22 protein-coding genes are annotated in these 21,654 nt (G+C 38.5%); 21 read left to right on the top strand and 1 reads right to left on the bottom strand.

From position 1 onward, the window contains the following. Positions 1-9: 9 nt before the first annotated feature. The 4 genes from QE450_RS14770 (at position 10) to clpB (ending at position 5,516) form a co-directional block, all read left to right on the top strand. Positions 10-966 carry an acetylxylan esterase gene (locus QE450_RS14770; protein ID WP_274171972.1) on the top strand — a complete coding sequence of 319 codons (957 nt, stop codon included), beginning with the start codon at positions 10-12 and terminating at the stop codon, positions 964-966. Between the two features lie 293 nt (positions 967-1,259). After that, positions 1,260-1,751, top strand: coding sequence for an Hsp20/alpha crystallin family protein (locus QE450_RS14765; RefSeq protein WP_273613441.1), 492 nt, complete (start codon positions 1,260-1,262; stop codon positions 1,749-1,751). A 173-nt stretch (positions 1,752-1,924) separates the two neighbouring features. After that, positions 1,925-2,839 carry a DnaJ C-terminal domain-containing protein gene (locus QE450_RS14760; protein ID WP_273613440.1) on the top strand — a complete coding sequence of 305 codons (915 nt, stop codon included), beginning with the start codon at positions 1,925-1,927 and terminating at the stop codon, positions 2,837-2,839. Between the two features lie 13 nt (positions 2,840-2,852). Beyond that, the gene (gene clpB / locus QE450_RS14755) at positions 2,853-5,516 is read left to right on the top strand and encodes an ATP-dependent chaperone ClpB (protein WP_307300146.1); all 2,664 of its coding nucleotides are present in this window, start codon (positions 2,853-2,855) and stop codon (positions 5,514-5,516) included. A 115-nt stretch (positions 5,517-5,631) separates the two neighbouring features. Here clpB and QE450_RS14750 read toward each other — a convergent pair whose 3' ends face one another. Beyond that, positions 5,632-6,522: a LysR family transcriptional regulator gene (locus QE450_RS14750; protein ID WP_274171975.1), complete on the bottom strand. Its 891-nt coding sequence runs from the start codon at positions 6,520-6,522 to the stop codon at positions 5,632-5,634. A gap of 118 nt (positions 6,523-6,640) precedes the next feature. Here QE450_RS14750 and QE450_RS14745 point away from each other — a divergent pair, with 118 nt between their 5' ends. The 17 genes from QE450_RS14745 (at position 6,641) to QE450_RS14665 (ending at position 21,652) form a co-directional block, all read left to right on the top strand. Then, entirely contained in the window at positions 6,641-7,555 is a 915-nt protein-coding gene (locus QE450_RS14745; RefSeq protein WP_307300141.1) for a DMT family transporter, read from the top strand. A 482-nt stretch (positions 7,556-8,037) separates the two neighbouring features. Beyond that, positions 8,038-8,505, top strand: coding sequence for a prepilin peptidase (locus QE450_RS14740; protein WP_274171977.1), 468 nt, complete (start codon positions 8,038-8,040; stop codon positions 8,503-8,505). Continuing rightward, positions 8,498-9,382 carry a Flp pilus assembly protein CpaB gene (gene cpaB / locus QE450_RS14735; RefSeq protein ID WP_274171978.1) on the top strand — a complete coding sequence of 295 codons (885 nt, stop codon included), beginning with the start codon at positions 8,498-8,500 and terminating at the stop codon, positions 9,380-9,382. The genes QE450_RS14740 and cpaB overlap by 8 nt, the downstream gene beginning before the upstream one ends. A 47-nt stretch (positions 9,383-9,429) precedes the next feature. Further along, on the top strand, positions 9,430-10,644 hold the full coding sequence (locus QE450_RS14730) for a CpaE/TadZ family protein (RefSeq protein WP_307300134.1): 1,215 nt from the start codon (positions 9,430-9,432) through the stop codon (positions 10,642-10,644). Next, positions 10,610-11,956, top strand: a complete 1,347-nt coding sequence (locus QE450_RS14725) for a TadA family conjugal transfer-associated ATPase (RefSeq protein ID WP_307300133.1) — start codon at positions 10,610-10,612, stop codon at positions 11,954-11,956. Before QE450_RS14730 ends, QE450_RS14725 begins: the two co-directional genes overlap by 35 nt. Further along, positions 11,946-12,887, top strand: coding sequence for a type II secretion system F family protein (locus tag QE450_RS14720; protein ID WP_307300131.1), 942 nt, complete (start codon positions 11,946-11,948; stop codon positions 12,885-12,887). Before QE450_RS14725 ends, QE450_RS14720 begins: the two co-directional genes overlap by 11 nt. 7 nt (positions 12,888-12,894) lie before the next feature. Then, complete coding sequence (locus QE450_RS14715; protein WP_307300129.1) at positions 12,895-13,821, top strand: type II secretion system F family protein; 927 nt, start codon at positions 12,895-12,897, stop codon at positions 13,819-13,821. A gap of 54 nt (positions 13,822-13,875) precedes the next feature. Then, positions 13,876-14,103: a hypothetical protein gene (locus tag QE450_RS14710; RefSeq protein ID WP_137223651.1), complete on the top strand. Its 228-nt coding sequence runs from the start codon at positions 13,876-13,878 to the stop codon at positions 14,101-14,103. Continuing rightward, positions 14,072-14,545, top strand: coding sequence for a TadE/TadG family type IV pilus assembly protein (locus QE450_RS14705; protein WP_301263313.1), 474 nt, complete (start codon positions 14,072-14,074; stop codon positions 14,543-14,545). Before QE450_RS14710 ends, QE450_RS14705 begins: the two co-directional genes overlap by 32 nt. A 179-nt stretch (positions 14,546-14,724) precedes the next feature. Next, on the top strand, positions 14,725-16,296 hold the full coding sequence (locus QE450_RS14700) for a hypothetical protein (RefSeq protein WP_307300123.1): 1,572 nt from the start codon (positions 14,725-14,727) through the stop codon (positions 16,294-16,296). 16 nt (positions 16,297-16,312) lie between these two features. Further along, complete coding sequence (locus QE450_RS14695; RefSeq protein WP_301263311.1) at positions 16,313-16,609, top strand: hypothetical protein; 297 nt, start codon at positions 16,313-16,315, stop codon at positions 16,607-16,609. 29 nt (positions 16,610-16,638) lie between these two features. Further along, positions 16,639-18,138 carry an S-layer homology domain-containing protein gene (locus QE450_RS14690; protein WP_307300119.1) on the top strand — a complete coding sequence of 500 codons (1,500 nt, stop codon included), beginning with the start codon at positions 16,639-16,641 and terminating at the stop codon, positions 18,136-18,138. 78 nt (positions 18,139-18,216) lie between these two features. Beyond that, on the top strand, positions 18,217-18,405 hold the full coding sequence (locus QE450_RS14685) for a hypothetical protein (protein ID WP_274171987.1): 189 nt from the start codon (positions 18,217-18,219) through the stop codon (positions 18,403-18,405). Between the two features lie 39 nt (positions 18,406-18,444). Next, on the top strand, positions 18,445-19,302 hold the full coding sequence (locus QE450_RS14680) for a pilus assembly protein TadG-related protein (RefSeq protein WP_307300116.1): 858 nt from the start codon (positions 18,445-18,447) through the stop codon (positions 19,300-19,302). Positions 19,303-19,339: 37 nt separating this feature from the next. Next, positions 19,340-19,795, top strand: coding sequence for a hypothetical protein (locus tag QE450_RS14675; RefSeq protein ID WP_307300113.1), 456 nt, complete (start codon positions 19,340-19,342; stop codon positions 19,793-19,795). Between the two features lie 127 nt (positions 19,796-19,922). Continuing rightward, positions 19,923-20,942: an ABC transporter ATP-binding protein gene (locus QE450_RS14670; RefSeq protein ID WP_307300110.1), complete on the top strand. Its 1,020-nt coding sequence runs from the start codon at positions 19,923-19,925 to the stop codon at positions 20,940-20,942. After that, positions 20,939-21,652 (top strand): ABC transporter permease, encoded by a 714-nt coding sequence (locus QE450_RS14665; RefSeq protein WP_273613434.1) that lies wholly within the window; start codon positions 20,939-20,941, stop codon positions 21,650-21,652. Before QE450_RS14670 ends, QE450_RS14665 begins: the two co-directional genes overlap by 4 nt. The last annotated feature ends 2 nt before the right edge of the window (positions 21,653-21,654 follow it).

The raw sequence follows: 21,654 nt of genomic DNA, 5'->3' as shown, positions 1-21,654 counted from the left end.
TATTTAGTTATGAAGAATCATGCGATTGCTAGACGAGTGCGTGAATTAGAGCAATATGCCCCGATGCATACAGCACAACCTGATTTGGCTGATTTCTGGCAACAGACATTACAGCAATTTGCAGATAAGCCGTTAAACGCTCAACAGACGGAGCAAGTAACACCGATGAAATCGATCCAGTCGTATCAAGTGATCTATGAAGGATTTGACGATACGCCGCTTCATGGTATCTATGTACGACCTGCCGATCAAGCAGGACAAGCGATTCCATGTATCGTTATGTTTCATGGATATACGATGAACAAAGGGTATCCTGAAGATTATGCTCACTGGACAGCGATGGGATATGCTGTATTCGCTATTGATATTCGTGGACAGGGCGGAGATACAGGTAATCATTTGAATGCTGATTTTGGGATGAGTAGCGGTTGGTTGACTCAAGGATTGCTGGATAAAGATAACTTTTATTATCGTGCAATCACGATGGATGCGCTCAAAGCGATACAATGGGTAGCCGAGCAATCTGATGTAGATCGCAGTAAAATTGCAGTCTATGGCGGTAGTCAAGGTGGCGGACTAGCGCTCATCACATCTGCTCTAAGCGATATTCCAGCAATCACTGTCGCTAATATTCCGAATATGAGCCATATGGATTTTGGCATATTAAATTCAGAAAGTTCTCTTCGTGAAGCCGCTCAATTTGTAAGTCGGTATCCTCAACATTTGGATCAAGTGCTAGAGACGTTGAGTTATTTTGACATGATTAATCTAGCAGATCGTATCCATACACCTATATTGATCTCGTGCGGTCTTAAAGACACTGTCTGTATGCCTGAAACGGTCTATGCAGTATACAATCGGATTCATGCAGAAAAAGAAATGTGTCTGTATCCATTTGATGGACATTTTGTGAGTCCATATCATCAACGCAAAACGATGGAATTTGTTCAAAAACATTTCGGATAAATCATCAAAAAGTTTAAAGAAAAGTCTGTTTCTGAGTCGATAAGAAACAGGCTTTTTTTGTTCTGAAAAAGTAAATATATCAAGCGAAGGTCAAAAAAGGTCAAAAACGATAAAAGAGGTTGAAAACAAGAATTTTAATAAAGAAAAAGGCTGTAAATCGGTCAAAATAGGCTTATTTTGCCTATAATCTATTTTGCTTACTACAGGTGTTATCACTATAATAAAGACATAAGGTCAAACAAAGTCAAACTTATCAAAAGTAGTTAAAAAATCATTTAAGGAGGAGATTGGATATGTTTGATTTAGTTCCTTTTGGTAAACGTCGTGAGGATGCTTTGAGTCAATGGATGAAGTCGTTTCAAGATATGTTTGAAGATGATTTGCTAACTCCGTTCAAAGGATCGACCTTATCCTTCCGTACAGATATTCGGGAAAATGACAAAGCGTATCTTGTTGAAGCCGAATTGCCGGGTTTGCAAAAAGAAAATATCGACATTGATTATGCCGCTCCTTATTTGACGATCAAAGCTGTACAACAACAAGAGCAACAAGAAGAAAATGCTGAGCAACGTATGGTGCGCAAAGAGCGTCGTTATGGAGAGTATGTTAGAAGATTTTATGTGCAAGATATTGAAGAAGATCAGATTCAAGCGACTCTGAAAGATGGAATACTGTTACTAACTATTCCGAAAAAACAGCGTGTTGAAGGTCGGCGCATTCAGATTGAAGATGGCAGTTCCTCTTCGGCTCGACTTGAAGACGGACAGCAAAAGTCTTCTGAATAAAAGTCGCATCATTCACATGTTAGCTGTAAAATAATCTTATATCCAGAGGTGCATTGTAGATTAAACAGCTATGATGCACCTTTTTTTGAGTAAAAAGAAGCCATTCCGCTTATTTTCCTGTAAAGTACGTTAATAAATAGAAAGATGAAAGCTACAGGAAAGGGGGAGAACCGATGCTCAAAGATTATTATAAGATTCTAGGCGTTGATCGCCAGGCTTCACCCAAAGAAGTGAAGAAAGCATATCAACAATTGGCTAAAAAGTGGCACCCTGATGTGAATAAAGCTACGGAAGCGGAAAGTAAATTTAAAGAAATCGCTGAAGCCTACGAAACATTAAGTCATACCAACAAAAAAGAAACGTATGATCAGCAGTTACATTACCAAGAAAATCCTCCTCGTCATACAAGAGCGAACACCGCGTATTCAACGCGTGATCATAAAGCAAGTCGAGCTTACAATTTTGAAAATTTTGATAATGCAGGTTTTCCTGATGAAGATTTATTCGATATGTTTTTTAATAGCCGTACCGCTGGCGCTGGTCGAGGGATGGAGAATATGACTCAAACGTTACGGGCTAATCTGGATATTACACTGGAGCAAGCCTATCGGGGAGATCGAATTTCAGTACGAGTCAGTGGCAAATCGATTCAACTCAAATTGCCTGCCCGCATCAAAAATAATAGCACATTAAAAATTCGTGGAAATGGTAGCAATGGACTTGATCCAAATGAAGAGTTATTAATTAGCTTCCATATTGTTAACCACTCGATGTATACGATTGAAGAAAGTAATCTGATCGCGGTAGGTCAAATAGCACCGTGGCAAGCGGTTTTTGGTGGCGATATGCCTGTCCGTTTACCTGATCAATCTACGGTTCGTCTCAAAATTCCTGCCGGTACACAGACCGGTCAAACATTACGCCTTTCCGGTAAAGGATTAAGCAAAGACAAGCAACATTATGGAGATGTACTGATTCGTATCGAAATGATTATTCCTGAGATCAACGATATCGATGAAAATGAACGCAGATTGTATCGTCAATTAGCAGAATTTAACCCGTTCCAACCACAAATTAAAACCAAATAAGGAGGAGTTCACAATGGATTATAATAAGCTGACTCAAAAGCTTCAAGAAGCGGTCGCTTCTTCACAATCCATTGCTTCAACGATGGGACATCAAGAAATTGATACCGCTCATCTGTTAAAAGCATTACTAGAACAATCGGAAGGATTATTCCCCCGGTTGTTGCAAAAAATGAATATTTCATTGTCAGAAGTCACACGCTTGAACAATGAACATTTACGTCGTAAACCGACTATTAGCGGCTCATCTGGAGCAGTACGTCGTTATGCTTCACCTGCATTATTATCTGTATTGGATCAAGCTCAGCAAGAAGCAACTACTATGCAAGATGAGTTCGTAGCCGTAGAACATGCTGTACTTGCTATGGTGTCCGGTCATGATCGCGAGAATCAAGAACTGCGCAATATGTTACAACAACAAGGATTAAAGCGTGATCCGTTATTAACTGCTTTAGCCGAGATACGAGGTCATCAACGGGTGACGAGTCGGGAGCCGGAAGCGACCTATGAAGTATTGCAGAAGTACGGTCGTGATCTTGTTGCAGAAGTACGGAGTGGCAAAGTCGATCCTGTGATTGGACGGGATGCTGAGATTCGTAGAGTTATTCGTATTTTATCTCGCAAAACCAAAAACAATCCGGTACTGATTGGTGAACCTGGTGTCGGTAAAACAGCGATTGTTGAAGGGCTAGCACACCGGATCGTACGCAGAGATGTACCGGAAGGGCTTAAAGATAAAACGATTTTTTCACTGGATATGAGTGCACTGGTTGCCGGTGCTAAATATCGTGGTGAATTTGAAGAACGTCTTCAAGCAGTACTCAAAGAAATTCGAGAAAGCGATGGACGGATTATTTTATTTATTGATGAATTGCATACAATTGTAGGAGCAGGCAAAACAGAAGGTTCGATGGATGCAGGGAATATGCTCAAACCGATGTTAGCGCGCGGAGAACTTCATTGTATCGGTGCAACAACACTGGATGAATATCGCAATTATATTGAAAAAGACCCTGCATTGGAGCGCCGTTTCCAACAGGTGCTAGTGCATGAGCCTAATGTAGAAGATACCATTTCTATTTTGCGCGGCTTAAAAGAACGGTTTGAAGTGCATCATGGTGTCAAAATTCATGATAGTGCTATTGTAGCCGCAGGTGTGCTATCTGATCGGTATATTTCAGATCGCTTTTTACCAGACAAAGCAATCGATTTGATTGATGAAGCTTGTGCTATGATTCGTACCGAGATTGACTCTATGCCAAGTGAAATGGATGAAGTCACCCGCCGAATTATGCAGATTGAGATTGAAGAAGCTGCTCTGAAAAAAGAAACTGACGATGCTAGCCAGCGTCGATTAGAACAGTTACAACGTGAACTAGCTGACCTCAAAGAAAAACAACTAGAAATGACAGCACGCTGGGAAAAAGAAAAATCAGCGATTCAAATTGTGCGTGATCTCAAAAAAAATCTAGAACAAGCACGCAACGATCTGTTAGAAGCACAGGAAGAATATGATTTGAACAAATCGGCTGAACTCAGTTACGGTATTATTCCAGATCTAGAACGTCAGTTAAAACAAGCAGAAGAAGAAGCGTATCAAGATCAAGACAATCGTCTCTTGCGTGAAGCTGTTACCGAAGAAGAAATATCAGATATCGTATCTCGCTGGACAGGTATTCCGGTAAGTCGTCTGGTTGAAGGGGAACGGGACAAATTATTACGATTGGAAGAAAGTCTGCATAAACGTGTAGTCGGTCAAGATGAAGCCGTACAATTGGTTGCTGATGCGGTGATTCGTTCACGTGCAGGTATCAAAGACCCGAATCGTCCGATAGGTTCATTCTTATTCCTTGGACCTACCGGAGTAGGGAAAACAGAACTTGCCAAATCGATTGCTGCTTCTTTATTCGATCGTGAAGATGGTATGATTCGAATCGATATGTCAGAGTATATGGAAAAACACAGCGTTTCTCGATTAGTCGGAGCGCCACCTGGATATGTCGGTTACGAAGAAGGCGGACAATTAACCGAAGCTATACGTCGTCAACCTTATTCTGTATTGCTATTGGATGAAGTAGAGAAAGCACATCCCGATGTGTTCCATATTCTTTTACAATTGCTAGATGAAGGACGATTAACAGATTCGCAAGGCAGAGTCGTTGATTTTAAAAATACAATCGTAATTATGACTTCAAATATAGGCTCTGCTCATCTTGTGACTGGATTGGGCGCAGATGGAGAATGGAGCGAGACGGTACGTGACAATGTTATGCGTGAATTGAGTAATCATTTCCGCCCTGAATTTCTCAATCGTGTCGATGATATTGTCTTATTCAAACCATTAAGCTTAACAGAGATTGGACAGATTGTTCGCAAATTGGTAGAGCATTTAAAAGATCGTCTGAAAGATCGTCAGATTACGTTACAATTGACTGACGAAGCTGTCCAACTTATTGCTGAACAAGGATTTGACCCGGCTTATGGTGCAAGACCGCTCAAACGATTTATTCAGCGTGCATTAGAAACCAAAGTCGCTCGCGCAATGATTGCTGGCGAAGCTTCAGAAGGATCGACAGTTATCGTAAATGTGGTAGATCAAGAATTGCATGTGGTGATTCAGTCATCGCCATCAGCAGACCGCCCGGCAGAAGAATCTCCTGAAGCTATTTCGATCGGCTGATCGTAAATGGCTGTACAAGTTGTAAAAGATACGCTATTTTGGCTAACTAAATCTAGAATATATTACAAAAAGTCTGCATGCTCGTAATGAGCGGATGCAGACTTTTTGCGTTTGATTAGGAAGAGGTCAGTACAGGAGATTCTAAAAATAATTCTTGCGCTGTTTTGATCAGTAGTTGTACCGCAAGTGATGCTTGAGATACAGAAGGAATAGCGATCCCAATCTGACTTGTAATGCGCGGGGTGACTTCTCGTACATCCAGATGATGAGGATGCATCGATAAGGCTAGATTAGAAACGATACCAATTCCAAGCCCCTGACGAACCATATTGATCAATGCACTTACATTATGGGTCGTAAATGTAATTTTGAGATGGCTTTTTTCTTGATCAAATGCTTCGATAATCGCAGTCTCATGACCACCTTTGCACAAAATCATATCTTCTCCATGAAGATGCTGAACAGTAATATGAGCTTGCTGTTGCAATGGATGGTTATCCGGTAACAGAAGTACCATATCATTTTCACATAATGGAATGACATCCAAGTCGGGTGCAGGCAACAGAACAATACCGACTTCAATCTTGCGAGTATAGACCCATTCTTTGACATCATTAGCAGAACCTTCGTGTAGATCGAAGATCAGGTTAGGATAGTTTTGTTTGATTTTTTGAATAATAGGTGGCAAAAAATAAGCAGATGCTGAAGGAAAAGCGCCTACACAGATCGTGCCTACATCTAACCCTTTCACAGCAGCTACCTGTTGTTGTACTTTTTCCATACTGTGTAAAATGGTACGGAATTGTACTAATACTTGCTCACCGATTTCAGTCAGTAATACTCCTTTTTTGCGATCCCGTAACAGTAACAAAGTGTCTAATTCATTCTCAATACTGGCAATCGCATGACTAACAGCAGGTTGGGTCATATGCAATTCATGTGCAGCTTGAGTAAAACTTAATGTCTCGGCAACCCGCACAAATGTCATAATCTGAGTGATGGTCATAACAATATCGTTATCTCCTTTATGCAAAATATTCATTTTCTTTATGAGTGATAAAAGTATAACCTAAAGAAGCACAAATTTAAAACAGTGTACTGTAATAGATGAAAGGATGAACAACATGAAGACTTTATCACCCAAAATGACATTATGGCTGGTCATTTTCCTTGTAACGATCTGGGGCATTAACTGGCCTTTAACCAAATTAGTATTACCTGATGTACCGCCACTTTTATTTTCAGGTCTGCGAACATTAATTGGTGGACTTATTTTGTTAGTATTTGCTATGAAGCATGTCGAACGATTGCAATGGAAGCGAAATAGAAAGATATACGCTATACTCGCCGTTTTAAATATTATCGGTTACTATGGATTGCAGACGATTGGAATCGGTTATTTACCAGCAGGGTTATTCTCAACGATTGTATTTCTACAACCTATTTTGTTAGGGCTGTTCTCATGGTTATGGTTAGGCGAAAAGATGAACACTTTAAAAGTGATTGGATTAATACTAGGTTTTGTAGGTGTGGCTGTGATTAGTTCAGGGGGGCTTGAAGGCAATTTATCGTTAACCGGTATCGGATTCGCGCTAGCCTCTTCCTTATGCTGGGCGCTAGGTACAATATATATGAAGAAAAATAATCAACAATTGGATTCGTTATGGACAGTTACGATGCAGTTATTGATCGGTGGCGTAGTATTAATGATTGCTGGATCGTCTACCGAAAGTTGGAGTGATATTCAGTGGACTCCTTCATTTATCGAAGTATTATTGTTTATCTCGTTGTTTGTTATCGCAGGTGGATGGATGGTTTATTTCAAATTAATCGACAGTGGAGAAGTCAGCACCGTAGGAACATATACATTTATGATTCCGGTGTTATCTAATATTTTTAGTATCTGGATTCTTCATGAGTCGATCACGTTATCATTATTGATTGGTCTAGTTATGATTGCTTGTAGTATCGCTCTCGTCAATTGGAAAAAAGCGATGAAAGCTCCATTGGTTGTCCCTGTTCCTTTAAATAAAAAGTAACTTCGGTTACAGCTAAATAAATACATCATCATTATTAAAAGACTATTTCGATTCTAGAAATAGTCTTTTTTTGCTTTCAAATAATCATAAAAGTGAATGTGGAACCAGCTATTCTAAGTTATATTGCGAAAATTTGAACAAAATCTAGGTCAAGCTGACTATGAAGTAAGTACCTTTCTAAGCTGACCGATAGACCTTATTTATATTACATATAATGGTAACCATGTCGAACGTTAATGAGGTTTGTACTATTTTTCATATTAAAATACCTAATTTTGGTTATTCATATTAGAAAAAACTACAATGCTAAATAGTAAGTTGCTATTTTTTCCTTTTATTAGGAAAGCAGCTCTATTTACCTCTGCTTCAAATTCGGACAAAATAAAAACATGTTTTTCAAAACTTATTAATGAGTCATATTTACAGTTTGATCTTTACAGCATGATTTTTACAAATTGATTAAAACAAATAGGAGACAACAAATGATAGGACTTATTTATATTCCATTTCTTGTTCTATTACTGGTCTGTATTATCACAGATTGTCGTAAGCGAATTATTCCAGATGTGATTACTTTACCAGGTACTCTATATTTTTTAATTATCCATCTTGTTGTTAACGATATCACGATCTGGCAAAGTCTTCTTGGTGTCATAGGTTTGGGCGGGATAGCACTTTTACTTGCTATCGTAAGCAAAGGAAAATTGGGTGGAGGGGATATTAAACTTTTTGCAATGGTTGGTGCTTGCTTGGGATGGTCTGGAGGGATATGGGCATTCCTTTTTACATTTCCATTGGCAGCTCTGGCGGCGATTCCTTTACTGCTTTTACGCAAAGTAGCGCCACAAACATTTCGTGTTCCTAATGAATTACCTTTAGCACCATTTATAGCTGTAAGTTGTTTTTTACTAATTGCATTACTACAAAAGGTGGCAGAGACGTATGTTTGAATCTAAAAAGCGTGCATTTGTATTTATGTTGATCGCAATCACTTTAGGCGCTATTGCAGTTATTTTGTTTTCTAGTTATATGAAAGAAACGAAAGCCAGTCTAGGTGAATTTGTAACCGTACAAGTAGCAGCGCAAGATATTCCAGCAGGCAGCGTAATCAAGTCTGAATTGTTAAAGACTCAAGAAATTCCGCGTAAATATATGATGGATTCGTTGATTACCTCTTCACAGCAATTGGAAAATAAAATATCGGTTGTTCCTATTACAGAAGGTTCTGTACTAACAACCTCGGTCTTGCGTAACAATACGTTTGTCAAAGGAGATTATCGTCAAGTGATGTTGCGTGCTCCATTGGCTGTTTTTGATGAACAGATTGATGCGTATGACAAAGTGGATATCGTCTATTCTTATGATGCAAAATCGACTAAAGAAAAAGAAGCAAATGGAGATAGTCGGATTACTAAAGTATTACTGAAAGATGTAACCGTAAATAGTGTTCAAAAAACAGGGAATGAAATTACAGCGATTGGTGTATTGGTCAGCCTCAATGATTCTAAATCTGTGGTATGGGCGCTTAATTATGGTAAAGAAGTACGCTTATTAAAAAGTGGAAGCAGTAAAGATGTAGGTACAGATAATAGTAATACATCAAGTAACGTATCTTCGACAGCAAGCTCACCTACAGCGAACAAAGAAGATACTCAAGCTTCATCAAAAGATAAAAAAACAGCAGAAAAAGCAGTAGAGCAATCAACATCGACTAAAGAAAAAGCGACCAATAAAGCATCAACCGATCGAATTCAAAAAGATGCTATATCTAAAGAATCGTCTCAAAAATCGAAAGAAACTTCTAATACATCTTCAACAGATAAGTAATCGAAGAACGGTTCAAACTTACTATAATCAGCAAGGAGGCAATCCATTTGTCGACAGTTAAAATATCTATCGTATCTAGCAATGAGCGCCTCACTCAACAGTTAATACAAAGTATTCATTTTTATAATATGCAACCAGGCGAAGTGATTGAAAAACCACGTGAAGCTTATATGCAAATTCATCCAAAAGAACCACGTGTTATTTTGTTAGCAGAATCGGAAGAATTAACTGATTTGACACCGATTATCCAGCAGTTAAAAAAAGTAAATGGCTCAGCACCGGTTATTTTTCTAAGTCGTACTGGAGATTTTACACAAATTCGAGAAATGTATCGTGCAGGCGTGACTGATGTACTGCGAATACCTGATGAATTGGATCATCTAGAGAATGTGCTTGAAAAAGCGATACGACTTGCACAACGAGGAACAGATCAACGTTCTATTCATGCACCTGATGCAAATGGTGGTAAAGTGATAGCTTTGTATAGCGGCAAAGGCGGTGCAGGAACAACCACAGTCAGTGTGAATCTGGCGCAGACAATAGCATTACAAACAGATGCTAAAGTGCTGTTAATTGATCTTAATTTGCAATTTGGTGGGATACAACATTATCTGGATATTCAATTTGAACGTAATCTGGGTGATCTCAAATCAGTATTGAAAGAAATTACGTATAGTCAGCTTAGTAATGTACTGTATCCACTACAATCATCTGGCTTGAATTTGCTATTGTCACCAGCACATCCGCAAGAAGCTGAAAATTTTACCGGTGAAGATATCGAAATGTTGTTCAATACTTGTCGTCAGCATTTTGATTACATTATTTTGGATTTACCTCGCGAATTAAATGAAGTCTCCATTAGTGCAATTAGTCAAACCGACGAATTAGTCTATGTGCTGAATTTGGATCGTGCTTCTATTTTGAGTTTGAAAAGTGTGATCGATATTTTGGATCGTTATCACCTGATGGATATGAATCGTATTTCTCTTGTGATTAACAAACATAGTAAACGATCCGATGTGACAACCAGTGATCTAGAAAAGATTGTTAATATCCCAACAATTGGTTCGATTTCAGAAGATCTTAAAGGTCAGTTACAGACGAGTGCGAATTTGGGGCAACCTCTATTGCTTGAACGTAAAGAAAAGTTAAAAGGGGTCAAAGGATTAATCAAAGAATTTATCAACCTTCAATCTGCTTTAAGTGTTAAAGAAGGAGGCGAGTCTCATGTCGATCTTTCAAAAGTTAAGCAGCAGGCTTGATGATTCGCAAGCCGAAGAGCAGAAGCCTTTAGATTATACTGATTATTTATTTAATCATTACAAAAATCGTCTGCTGAAAGAAACCAATTTGGATCAATTAATCAAACTGCCTAATTTTCAAAAACGACGAGCGATTGAAAAATTGATTACAGATATGATGGAGCAAGAAAAAGTTATTATTACACAGATGGATAAAACCAAATTACTCGACATGATTTTGGATGATTCTGTTGGTTTTGGTCCATTAGAACCTTTATTACAAGACGACGATATTACAGAAATTATGGTTAATGCGCCAGATGAAATTTATATCGAACGGAAAGGTCAGATCACTTTATCCGATATTTCTTTTAAAAATGATGATCATATCCGCAATATTATTGATCGTATTGTTGCTCCTATTGGACGTCGTATTGATGAAAGCTCACCGCTAGTTGATGGACGTTTAGAAGACGGTAGCCGTGTTAATGCAGCGATTCCTCCTATTGCTTTACATGGGCCTGTGATTACGATTCGTAAATTCAAAAAAGATCCATACACAATGAATAATTTAATTGGATTCCAATCCTTATCTAGTAAAATGTCTACTTTTCTAGAAGCATTAGTAGGAGCAAAAATGAATATTATTATCTCTGGTGGTACAGGTAGTGGTAAAACAACATTACTTAATGTGGTCTCAGCAGCAATTCCAATCGGTGAACGTGTGATTACGATTGAGGATATGGCAGAGTTAAGGTTAAATCGTAAAAATGTTGTTTCATTGGAAGCACGTCCAGCTAATATGGAAGGCGCTGGCGAGATTACAATCAGACAGTTGGTTAAAAATGCGCTTCGTATGCGTCCTGATCGTATTATTGTCGGGGAGGTACGTGGCGGGGAAGCTATGGATATGCTTCAAGCGATGAATACCGGTCATGAAGGATCTTTGACCACGATTCATGCAAATAGTCCGCAAGATGCAATGTCTCGATTAGAAGCTATGATTTTGATGAATAACTCATCTATGACAGCTGAAGTGGTAAGACCTTTTATCTCGGCAGCTATTCAATTAGTAGTACAGACATTACGATTATCCGATGGTACACGAAAAGTGGTGTCTATTGCAGAAGCTATCAGTGAAAATGGCAATATTCGATTGAATGATATTTTTCGTTTTCAGCGGATAGGAACAGAAGCAAATGGACGTATTCAAGGTAGTTTTGTGACTACCGGCTATATTCCGCAATGTGCAGATAAGCTTAAAACATTCGGCTATGATCTAGGAGAATCCTTTTTCACTCCGATGGAGGAGGAGATCATCCATGTCGGTTGAACATTGGTTTTTAATTATCCTTTTTATAACAGTCGTTGCGATTACGATAACAATTATGGAAATAACGGCTATACGAAAAAAAGAAAAAGTGCTTCACAAGCGACTGGCTGATTTGCATACGGAAGAGATTAAAACCAATAAAGGAACATACCGCAGACTTGCAGGTAAGTTCAATCGTTCTGATTATGGACGAGAATGGGATAATCGCCTGGCAGGAGCAGACTTGAATATTTCAGGATTTAATTATGTATTAATTCAATGCGCATTGTTATTTATAGCGACTTACCTACTTAACGTATTGGTCGGGTTACAATTTCCGATGGATATTATCGTCGCTTATTTTCTAATCACGATTGGTTCTTCGCAGTGGCTCAAATCTAGACGACGCAAGTTTGCTGCACAGATCAATGGTCAATTACCTGAAGTATGCCGAATGATGGGAAGTTCTATTCGTGCAGGTATGAGCATACAACAAGCGATAGACATGGTAGCCAAAGAATTGAAAGCACCTGCGGGCCCTCTTTTTCAAGGAATGGCTCGTGAAATGCAATTAGGTAACAATCTAGATACTGTACTTGAAAATATGAACGAGAAGTTTAGTAGTCGCGATATTCAATTAATGACTCAGACGATTACGATCCAGCGTCAAGCCGGTGGTAATCTCGCCAAAGCTCTAGATCAATTAGCTAAGACCTTAGAAGAACGAGAACGTATGAACAAAGAATTAAGCAATCAAACAGCAGAATCGAGATATATTGCATTAACACTTGGTTTAATGCCTGTATTTCTTATTATTGCTTTTAATATTGTATTTAAAGGATTTATTACCCCTTTGTTCACGATTCCAGGTTTGATTCTATTGGTTGTTGTCGCTATTTTGATGGTGTTCGGATTTATCATGATTCGTAAAGTCACCAATATAAAGGCGTGAATAAATAATGTTATGGACGAATACTCTATTGTATACAGCACTAATTTCGTGGGGTGCTGCTGTATTCTTTTACTGGCGGTATCAGCTAAAACGACTCAGTCTCAAAAAAAGAATGGGTATGGTGAATGAAGATAAGAAAAAGAAACGTACTATAAGTGAACGATTTAAAAAGCGAATATTTGATTGGTCAGAAAAATTAATTCCTTTAGGTTTGCGGTTCAAATTGTTTACAAATCCGACTACGATTCAACGGCAAATTGAACTTGCTGGACATCCAGGTGGATTACGATTGGATTCCTTTTATGGATTTCGCTTTTTATGTGTATTTGCAGGAATGTTATTCGGGACATTGCTAGTATGGATGGGATTCGGTAATGGTGTTGTATTCATTTTATTTATACTTGCTGGATTAGCATTTCCTTCGCTCTGGTTACGAAGTGCGGCCAAAGAAAGACAAGAGCGCTTAGGTTTGGATTTACCTGATTTTATGGATGCGATGAGCGTTACTTTACAAGCCGGTGTACCGATGGATCCTGCTATGAAACAAATTATTATGAAAATGGATGGACCTTTACAAGAAGAGTTATCTCGCTTTCAACAAGAATTAGATATCGGAGTTCCGCGCGAAGATGCATATATCCGATTGATGAATCGCAATCAAAGTAAAGAATTAGAAACGTTAGTATCTTCACTGGTACAAGGTAGCAAATTAGGCGTTCCCATTTCTCAGACATTTAATCTGCTATCCACAGATATGCGTGAAACTCGAATCGGTATGATGAAAGAGCGTGCTGCCAAAGCAGGACCTAAAGTTACTTTGATTACCAGCTTTCTTATTTTACCTGCTGTATTGCTATGTGTTGTCGGATTGTTAGTACTTAACTTCATCTATAATCCTGAAGGTATTGGCGTCTCATGGGATGCTTTGCAATAACAAAAGGGATATTGCATCAAACCATTTGATTTTATTGAGAGGGGGTGAATAACGATGATGAACAAATTAGGTTCTTACTTATATGCCAAAGCAACAACGATTGGACAATATACCAAAAATGAAAAAGGTGCTCAAGCAATCGAGTATGTAGGTGTAGCTGCTGTTGTCGTTGTACTGATCATTGCACTAATGAGCTTGTTTGGTAAAGAGGGTGGCGGAATTGCAGAAGCACTGGTGGATAAAATTAAAGATGCAATCGATAAAATCAAAATTGGTGGATAACCAAAGTACTTATACTGGTGACGTGCCGTCTACGGGCGGCTGGCGTCAGTATCTTCATAATCAGCGGGGTGCGCAAGCTATTGAATTTGTAGGTGTGTTGCCTTTATTTATTTTAATGGTACTTATTGTTTTTCAATTTGCTTCTGCTGCGATTACAGCAGTAACAGTCAAACAAGCAGTAATGGAAGGCGCACGTGTGGCAATGGTAGAAGATCAAGGAAATGCTGGATATCAGACAGCAATTCGTAATTTTGCAGGTAAATACGACATAAAGGAAATGAGCAAGCAAGAATATTCATCAGGTGGCGATACATATGTCACTGTCAAAGTGACATTGGAATCACCGCTTGTATCTGGAGCTTTGTTCAATACATCGGGATTATCTATTCCGATCTCATCTTCAGCGACGGTACGCAAAGAAGAAGATCCGGCAAAAGAATAATTATACAGTTATTCTCAAAAACGTACGGAAAGGAAGTGTTCAATATCCGACGCGTTATGTATAAAATAGGTGGAGCACTGCTTGCAGTGCTTTTTGTTCTCACATTAGCTTCACCTGTGTTCGCTACAGCGGATACTGATCAAGAGTCTCCTTTTAAAGTCCATCTGAGTGATGTTGAAGTGAAAGATCAGAATGCTGTTCCACCTGACACTACAACCGATACAGCTATTCCGCCTGGCGATAGCACGAATCCAGATGGTACAAATCAAAATGGCATAAATCAAAACGGTACAAATCAAGGTCAGAATCAATCATCTGATCCTAATCAACAAGGAAATACGCAAACTCCTGACAATGGGCAGACACAAGGCAATCAAACTGGTGGGACATCTACTAATAGTACCCATGGAAACGGTACAACGATGCCGAATTCCACTGAATCTAATGGAGTTGTAACCCCTCTACCATCGACTCCATCGCCTACTCCAACAGGTGGTACTCAAGTCGACGGTACAAATACAGATGGTACTTCTGTAGATAAACCTAATCCAGCCAAAGCTGATCAGCAAGGAAATGAACAAGTAGATAATCGTCCGTGGTATGAACAATGGTGGGACAAAGGCAAAGAGATCGTCGCTAACCCTGTCGAAAGTTTGCAGAATTTTGGTAAAGGAGCAGCGGCTGGAGCTATAGGAGCAGGAGCCGTTATTTTAGCAGCAGTTGTTATTTTCTCAGTTATTTTAAGTGCTCCTATTTCTGTACCTGTTCTTATTGTAGCTGGTGTAGTAGGTATTATAGCTGGTGGCATATATGGATTGCTGGCTGGTGATAACTTTGAGTTTGTTAAAGGGATTGGTTATGGCGCTTTAGGTGCAATTTCTATAATAGGTATTGCTCAATCTGGAGTCGTAGGCGCTGTACGAGGAGGTTGGACTTTTTTTAGAAGTCAAGGTACAAAATTATTTTTCAAAGAAGCTAGCAAAAGATCTTGGGGATACTTAAAAGGCTTTGGTAGAGGCTTATGGGATTCGGGTAGAAGTTTAATAAGTTCACCTATTCAAACGATAAAATCTGCTATAACAAGTAAAGCATTTAAAGCTTCAGCTATTATTAATATAAGTACTGGTTTTTTTAATAAAATGGCTTTTGATGGAATAGTACCAGACTTTAAAGATATGGGGATTATTTTTTTAGAAGGTCTAGCAGGGGCATTAATATTTGATAAAGTAACAGACATATTTAAAAGTCCCGCAGGATCTCAATTTGGAAAATCTGTATCTGGATTTTTTGGCAGTATGGTAGAATCTCTTTCAATGACTAGAATCAAAACCTTAATAGATCCAGATGAAAATAAAAATCTTGCACAACAAGGAACAACTAGCTTTTTAAATTCTATGGTTTTGAGTCCTATATTTGGCCGTGTTCTTAAAAATGTACGTACTAATAATGGTATTACAACAACAACATCTGATCTTGAGGAAAAAGGAATTGAAGTTAGTCAAAGTAATGTAGGTGGTAAATCAATTACGCATCGTCAATTAGATATGATTTGGAATGATACTGCAAATAAGAGGACAGTAGAACGCTGGCAAAATAATCATAATAATTCTTTAACTCAAGCTCAGTATGATCGTTTATTAGATCAAGAAAAAGCTTTGCAAAGTATAAAGAATCCATTAGATATTACTCAAAAGGTGACGGAACAATCAGTAGAAAAGGGATCAGAATGGCTATCAAATGACAAGAAATAATAAAAGAGGTGAATGCATGATAAAATTTTTACAACAAAGTTTTACTGATAAAAGGCAACATAAGTATTTGAATATAAGTATAGTAATTGCTGTAATAGCTATGTTTGCGGTTAGTTACCTTAATCGAAGTTTAGGTGTTCTTAGTTTTAATGGAAGTCTTATTACTGTCATCATTGCTTTAATACCTAGTGTTTTAGTTTTGACAGGCATATATATATTAGCTGATGCGCCAGCACGTAAACAATACCGAATTCGTTTATATTTAGGCATTATTGTATTTACTATTATTGGATATCTAAGATATGGAAGATAAATATTAATATACGTAGGATGTGAATAGACATGAGAAAGAAGGGATATTATATCCTGTTGCTTACCGCTACGTTTGCTCTAACAGGATGCAACGATTTGGCAGAACCTGTAATATCATCTGCTGATTCAGTTAATACAACAGAGACATCATCAGAACCAACAGATGCTACCACAGAGCAATCTACCGCTACAGTTGATTCTTTGTCAGCTCCAACTCCTGTAAAAGTAATTGTACAAGGAGTAGATGCGACAGCAGATGCTCTGCCTGCGGAAGCTAAAGATATTAGTAATAATCCTGCCGAACAGCAAATAAAAAAATTGATAGACTCTGGAGCGGTCACCTTAGATGCGACAGATAATTTTAATCCTGACCAACCGATTACACGCTCTGAATTTATCAATTGGATGTATGGGTATGATAATAAACATGTCAAAACTAAAAACGCAGAAAATCCTAGTTATACGGATGTAGCTCCTGATAATCCAGATTATCGGTTAATTGAAGGATTACAAGCGGCTGGTATTATTACAGGTTTCCCCGATGGTACGATGAAGCTGGACAAAGAACTGACCCGCCAAGAATTAACATTATTATGGGGATGGTATCAACGTGAATCTGATGTTACAGATCCTATAGTTGCAGATTCTGTTCAACAATTTACGCTTAACAAGTATAGCGATATGAAGAAGATCGGTAAAACGTATTTAGCTTCTTTGAGCTATTATGCAGGAAAACAAGAAAAGCCTTATGTTAAAGTATTTTCTACAGATCAAGCATTAGATCCTCAAGAAGCTGTAACACGAGCACAAGCCGCACAATGGATTATTGATTATACTCAGATTGATGAAAAACAAGTAGAGGTCGATCAAGAAAATCAAGATGAAGATACTTCACTAAGCAACACATCTTCTTCCAGTGAGACGATAACAGTCAATGATATTTCAGATAGTCCTGTCAAAACACAGATTGTTAAATTGTTGGGATCAGGAGCAGTTACTCTTGATACAAATGGACAATTTCGTCCAGATGACTCTATTACACGACGTGATTTTATAAAATGGTTATATAAATATGATTTTAAAGATTTTGAACCTCAACAAACCGATCAATCGAGCTTCAAAGACGTACCTGTAGATGATCCCGATCATAATCTGATCGAAACGTTAAAAGCCGCAGATGCTATTGTGCCATTAGATGATAATGAGTTACAGCTCGATCAACCTTTAACTAGAGAACAGCTCACTCTGATGTGGTCATGGTATCAAGATCAATTTAGTGTAAAAGATCCTATTGTGAATGTAGATGTTTTGAAAACTAATTTGCTGAATAGTGTAGGAGAAGACGCTAAGAATATTGGTAAACTGTATCAAAATAAAGATTTATATATACATGGTATATCTGGTTATCTAAACGGAGACCGTGAATATCGCAATATTTTTGGCTTTGTTAAATTAATCAAACCACAAGCAGAAGTTTCTAGAGCAGAAGCCGCACAGTGGATTGTTACGTACACAGACAAAGATGAGTAAGAGTATTTACACTTCAAAAAATAATACGCAATCTTATGTATACATGTGACAAACGTCGAAAATGCGGAAGGGATAAGCATGCAATATACCTGTCAATCTTGCCGGGATATCTCGGAACGCAAATTATTACGTAAAGAAATGGTATGTGCTAGATGTGGCGGTGAGATTGTAGCGGATCCGCAACAGATGGCAAAAGTGAATAAACAAATCATGTTAGTGCTTGTCGTAATGGCGATTATTGCTATTTGTGTTATTGTATACGGCTAATTATTGGTTTGGTTAAACTAAAAATGGAGATGAATACACATGAACCGATGGATGAAGAATATACAGCAGAAACTTCATAATGAACAGGGCGGAATGTCGATTTTGACAGTATCGACGCTTGCCTTTGTTATCATCGGTAGTGTGTTTTTATTTTATTATTTTACCGTTTTTATTGAAAAGCGACAGGCGCAAAATGTAGCTGATGCCGCGTCGCTTACTGCTGTACAAGAAGTGAAAAAACAGTATGAACTGGCAATGCAAGAAAAAGCAGAGCAAACTATACAGGACTATTTAGAAAAGCTGGATGAAGAATCTTCTGAAAGTGGAAGTAGTGGTTCTTCTTCAAGTTCATCTAATCATTCAAATTCTTCTGGTGGTGGTCACTATGAAGGTAATGCAGGTGGACATACGAATGGATCAGGCTCGACAGGTTCTAACAGCGACAGTGGTTCTGGTTCAGGTGGTGATCAAGAATCAGATCGTGAAGAACAAATTAAAGAAGATATAGATACCAAAAAGTTAGAAGATATCTTGATTGATAATGAATTTGATGTTACAACAGATTGGATGCTGGTGGTAAAAGAACCTTATTTTGAAGAAGAATTTACAGCAACCCAAAATGGTGATTTATTGTATGATCGGATGCGACAGTATGCCAATCAGATCGGTGCTGCTGCCCGGCAAGCAATAGATAGCAACGGTGGAGATACAAGTGAGGGTAGTCTTACGTTTCCTGTTGAAGGAGAACCCAAATTCAAACTTGCAGCTGCACGTACACTCAAATTAGAAAAACTAGGGATCGAAGAAGATATTTTTGCTGCTTCTGCCGCAGGTATAGGCTCTAAAGATGTACCGATTGATGTGAGCACGAAGCCAGAATTTACGATAAACTGGTAAGATGAGATTGAATATCTAGAGTGAAAGGAGCATTTCATTGTTATCACCTAAAGTGGAGCAGTATTTCAAAGAACAAAACGCATGGTATGAAGAAGCTTCGACTGAATATGCAGGTGCACTGGAAACGTTGCAGATTCCACTGGATTCAGACTTTGCACAGTTTTATCTACATGCAGAGACAGGGCCTACTTTTTACAGTCGACATCAGGAGCTTTACCATATTTGCTGGTTTGTATTGTATTCGAATTATGATCTAAGTATACATAGTGCTCGCGAGACATTGAAATTACCTGAACAATATCTTCCACTGGATGCTTTTGTCGGTGAAGGTGGATACTTTTACAATCGGCAGACAGATCAAGTGTTGGAGTTGAGTCTCGGTCAACGATTACAAGACTTTTGGGCAGGGCAATTACAACCGCAATGGCAGAGTTTTAACTCTTTTTTAGAATGGTTTTTTGAATTGGATCATTCTTCTCACACTTTATCTTAAAGAAGTCGCTAAGATCATCATGATCTGGCGGCTTTTTTTAAGCTTTCCTTTACCTTCTTTTAAGCTGAATTTATAACAATTACGTTATAGTAAAAAGGATTTTGGGAAAAGCGGGAGGGAACGAAATATGCTGCAAGTCCAGCAAGTAAGCAAATGGTTCGATCAGCGTCGAAGTGTAGACGGGATCGATTTTGAAATGAAGCGGGGCGAAATTGTTGGCTTTCTAGGTCCCAATGGAGCTGGCAAAACCACAACGATGCGTATGATTACAGGCTATCTCACCCCATCTTCTGGACAGATATGGGTAGATGGCTTACCGATGCACGAACAATCCAGACAAGCACGTAGCAAAATAGGGTATTTACCGGAGACCCCGCCACTTTATCCAGATATGACGGTACGCTCTTATTTACGCTTTGTAGCAGATTTACGCGATGTATCGGTACGAGAGCAGAAATTGCGAATTAGCGAAATGATCGATCGGCTTGGACTACAAGGAAGAGAACGACAGGTGATCCGTTCTTTATCTAAAGGATACAAGCAACGTCTCGGTCTAGCTGGCGCGATTATTCATCAACCGGAATTGCTTATTTTGGATGAACCAACATCCGGGCTTGATCCGAATCAGATTATGGAAATTAGACAATTGATTCGAGAATTAGGTGAACAACATACCGTACTATTAAGCACGCATATTTTGCCTGAAGTCAGTATGCTGTGCAATCGGATGTTAATTATTCATGAAGGCAAATTAGTACTGGATCGCGATGCTGATCATATTGGTGATTCGTTACAACAGAATTTCCAGGTGCAATTGGAAGTGAAATCGAAGCCTGCAATCGTACGCTCTGTACTGGAACATGCTGCTTTTGCACATACTGAATTTCAGTATTCTCATATGAATGAACAGCAAGAGCAATTGATTACGATTAAATTAACAGGAATCGATGAGGAAGACTTTAGAGAATCGTTGTCTCTTTTATTAGCAGAAGCACGGATTCCTGTACTGGAAATGCGTAAAGAAGGTCAGAGTCTGGAAGAACTATTTGCCAAATTAACGACAGATTCTCCATCTGATCTTAATGTAAATTCAACTTCTGTGGATGATCTAGATACTCCTTTACCGAAGGAGGACACAATCAAGTGAGACGCATGTGGGCAATATGTTCTAAAGAATTACAGTTGTATTTTTTGAATCCAACAACATATTTTGCGATAGCGGTCTATGTATTGCTATCTAGCTATATGTTTTATGTTAGTTTTGTCGGTTACCAGCCAAGTATACTGGATTACCGCTTGATTTTGGGCAATACGATTTTTATGTTATTAATTATTATTCCGCTGTTAACAATGCGTTTGATATCCGAAGAATTTAGACAGGGAACCGATGAATTGTTACTGACTTCCCCTGTAACCGTCACTGAGATTGTAATCGGTAAATACTTAGCGTCTCTTGGATTGTTATTAGTATTGATTGCTTGCAATCTGGTGTATCCGATCACGATGTCTTTTTTCGGTACGATGAATATACCGATGTTGTTGTTATCTTTGTTAGCGGTATTTTTACTAGGCGCTGCGATGATGGCGATCGGATTATTTGCTTCCAGTCTGTCTCAACACCAGATGGTATCAGCTGTGATCGCTTTTGTATTATTGCTAGGATTATGGATAATAGATTCCTTTACGATGAATTCAGATATCGCTCAGAAATGGCTAGAGCCTTTTTCCATATCCAGCCGCATTGATAATCTAGTCAAAGGTGTACTGCATGGACCGGATATTCTGTTCTATCTCACCTTATCGTTATTGTTCCTTGTACTGAGTATACAAGTCGTGGAACGGAAAAGGTGGAGGTGAGC

The organism is Paenibacillus sp. SORGH_AS_0306, assembly GCF_030819345.1.
Classification (GTDB): domain Bacteria; phylum Bacillota; class Bacilli; order Paenibacillales; family Paenibacillaceae; genus Saccharibacillus; species Saccharibacillus kyungheensis.
Note: the sequence above shows the minus strand (reverse complement) of the source record. Positions and strands in the feature narration are given on the sequence as shown.

Coding starts and splice junctions, on each gene's coding strand:
- QE450_RS14695 (WP_301263311.1), top strand. CDS start 16,313: ATGATAAAATTTTTACAACAAAGTTTTACTGATAAAAGGCAACATAAG.
- QE450_RS14750 (WP_274171975.1), bottom strand. CDS start 6,522: ATGACCATCACTCAGATTATGACATTTGTGCGGGTTGCCGAGACATTA.
- QE450_RS14770 (WP_274171972.1), top strand. CDS start 10: ATGAAGAATCATGCGATTGCTAGACGAGTGCGTGAATTAGAGCAATAT.
- QE450_RS14765 (WP_273613441.1), top strand. CDS start 1,260: ATGTTTGATTTAGTTCCTTTTGGTAAACGTCGTGAGGATGCTTTGAGT.
- QE450_RS14715 (WP_307300129.1), top strand. CDS start 12,895: ATGTTATGGACGAATACTCTATTGTATACAGCACTAATTTCGTGGGGT.
- QE450_RS14725 (WP_307300133.1), top strand. CDS start 10,610: ATGTCGATCTTTCAAAAGTTAAGCAGCAGGCTTGATGATTCGCAAGCC.
- QE450_RS14745 (WP_307300141.1), top strand. CDS start 6,641: ATGAAGACTTTATCACCCAAAATGACATTATGGCTGGTCATTTTCCTT.
- QE450_RS14760 (WP_273613440.1), top strand. CDS start 1,925: ATGCTCAAAGATTATTATAAGATTCTAGGCGTTGATCGCCAGGCTTCA.
- QE450_RS14670 (WP_307300110.1), top strand. CDS start 19,923: ATGCTGCAAGTCCAGCAAGTAAGCAAATGGTTCGATCAGCGTCGAAGT.
- QE450_RS14720 (WP_307300131.1), top strand. CDS start 11,946: ATGTCGGTTGAACATTGGTTTTTAATTATCCTTTTTATAACAGTCGTT.
- QE450_RS14705 (WP_301263313.1), top strand. CDS start 14,072: ATGCAATCGATAAAATCAAAATTGGTGGATAACCAAAGTACTTATACT.
- QE450_RS14690 (WP_307300119.1), top strand. CDS start 16,639: ATGAGAAAGAAGGGATATTATATCCTGTTGCTTACCGCTACGTTTGCT.
- QE450_RS14740 (WP_274171977.1), top strand. CDS start 8,038: ATGATAGGACTTATTTATATTCCATTTCTTGTTCTATTACTGGTCTGT.
- QE450_RS14710 (WP_137223651.1), top strand. CDS start 13,876: ATGATGAACAAATTAGGTTCTTACTTATATGCCAAAGCAACAACGATT.
- QE450_RS14680 (WP_307300116.1), top strand. CDS start 18,445: ATGAACCGATGGATGAAGAATATACAGCAGAAACTTCATAATGAACAG.
- clpB (WP_307300146.1), top strand. CDS start 2,853: ATGGATTATAATAAGCTGACTCAAAAGCTTCAAGAAGCGGTCGCTTCT.
- cpaB (WP_274171978.1), top strand. CDS start 8,498: ATGTTTGAATCTAAAAAGCGTGCATTTGTATTTATGTTGATCGCAATC.
- QE450_RS14685 (WP_274171987.1), top strand. CDS start 18,217: ATGCAATATACCTGTCAATCTTGCCGGGATATCTCGGAACGCAAATTA.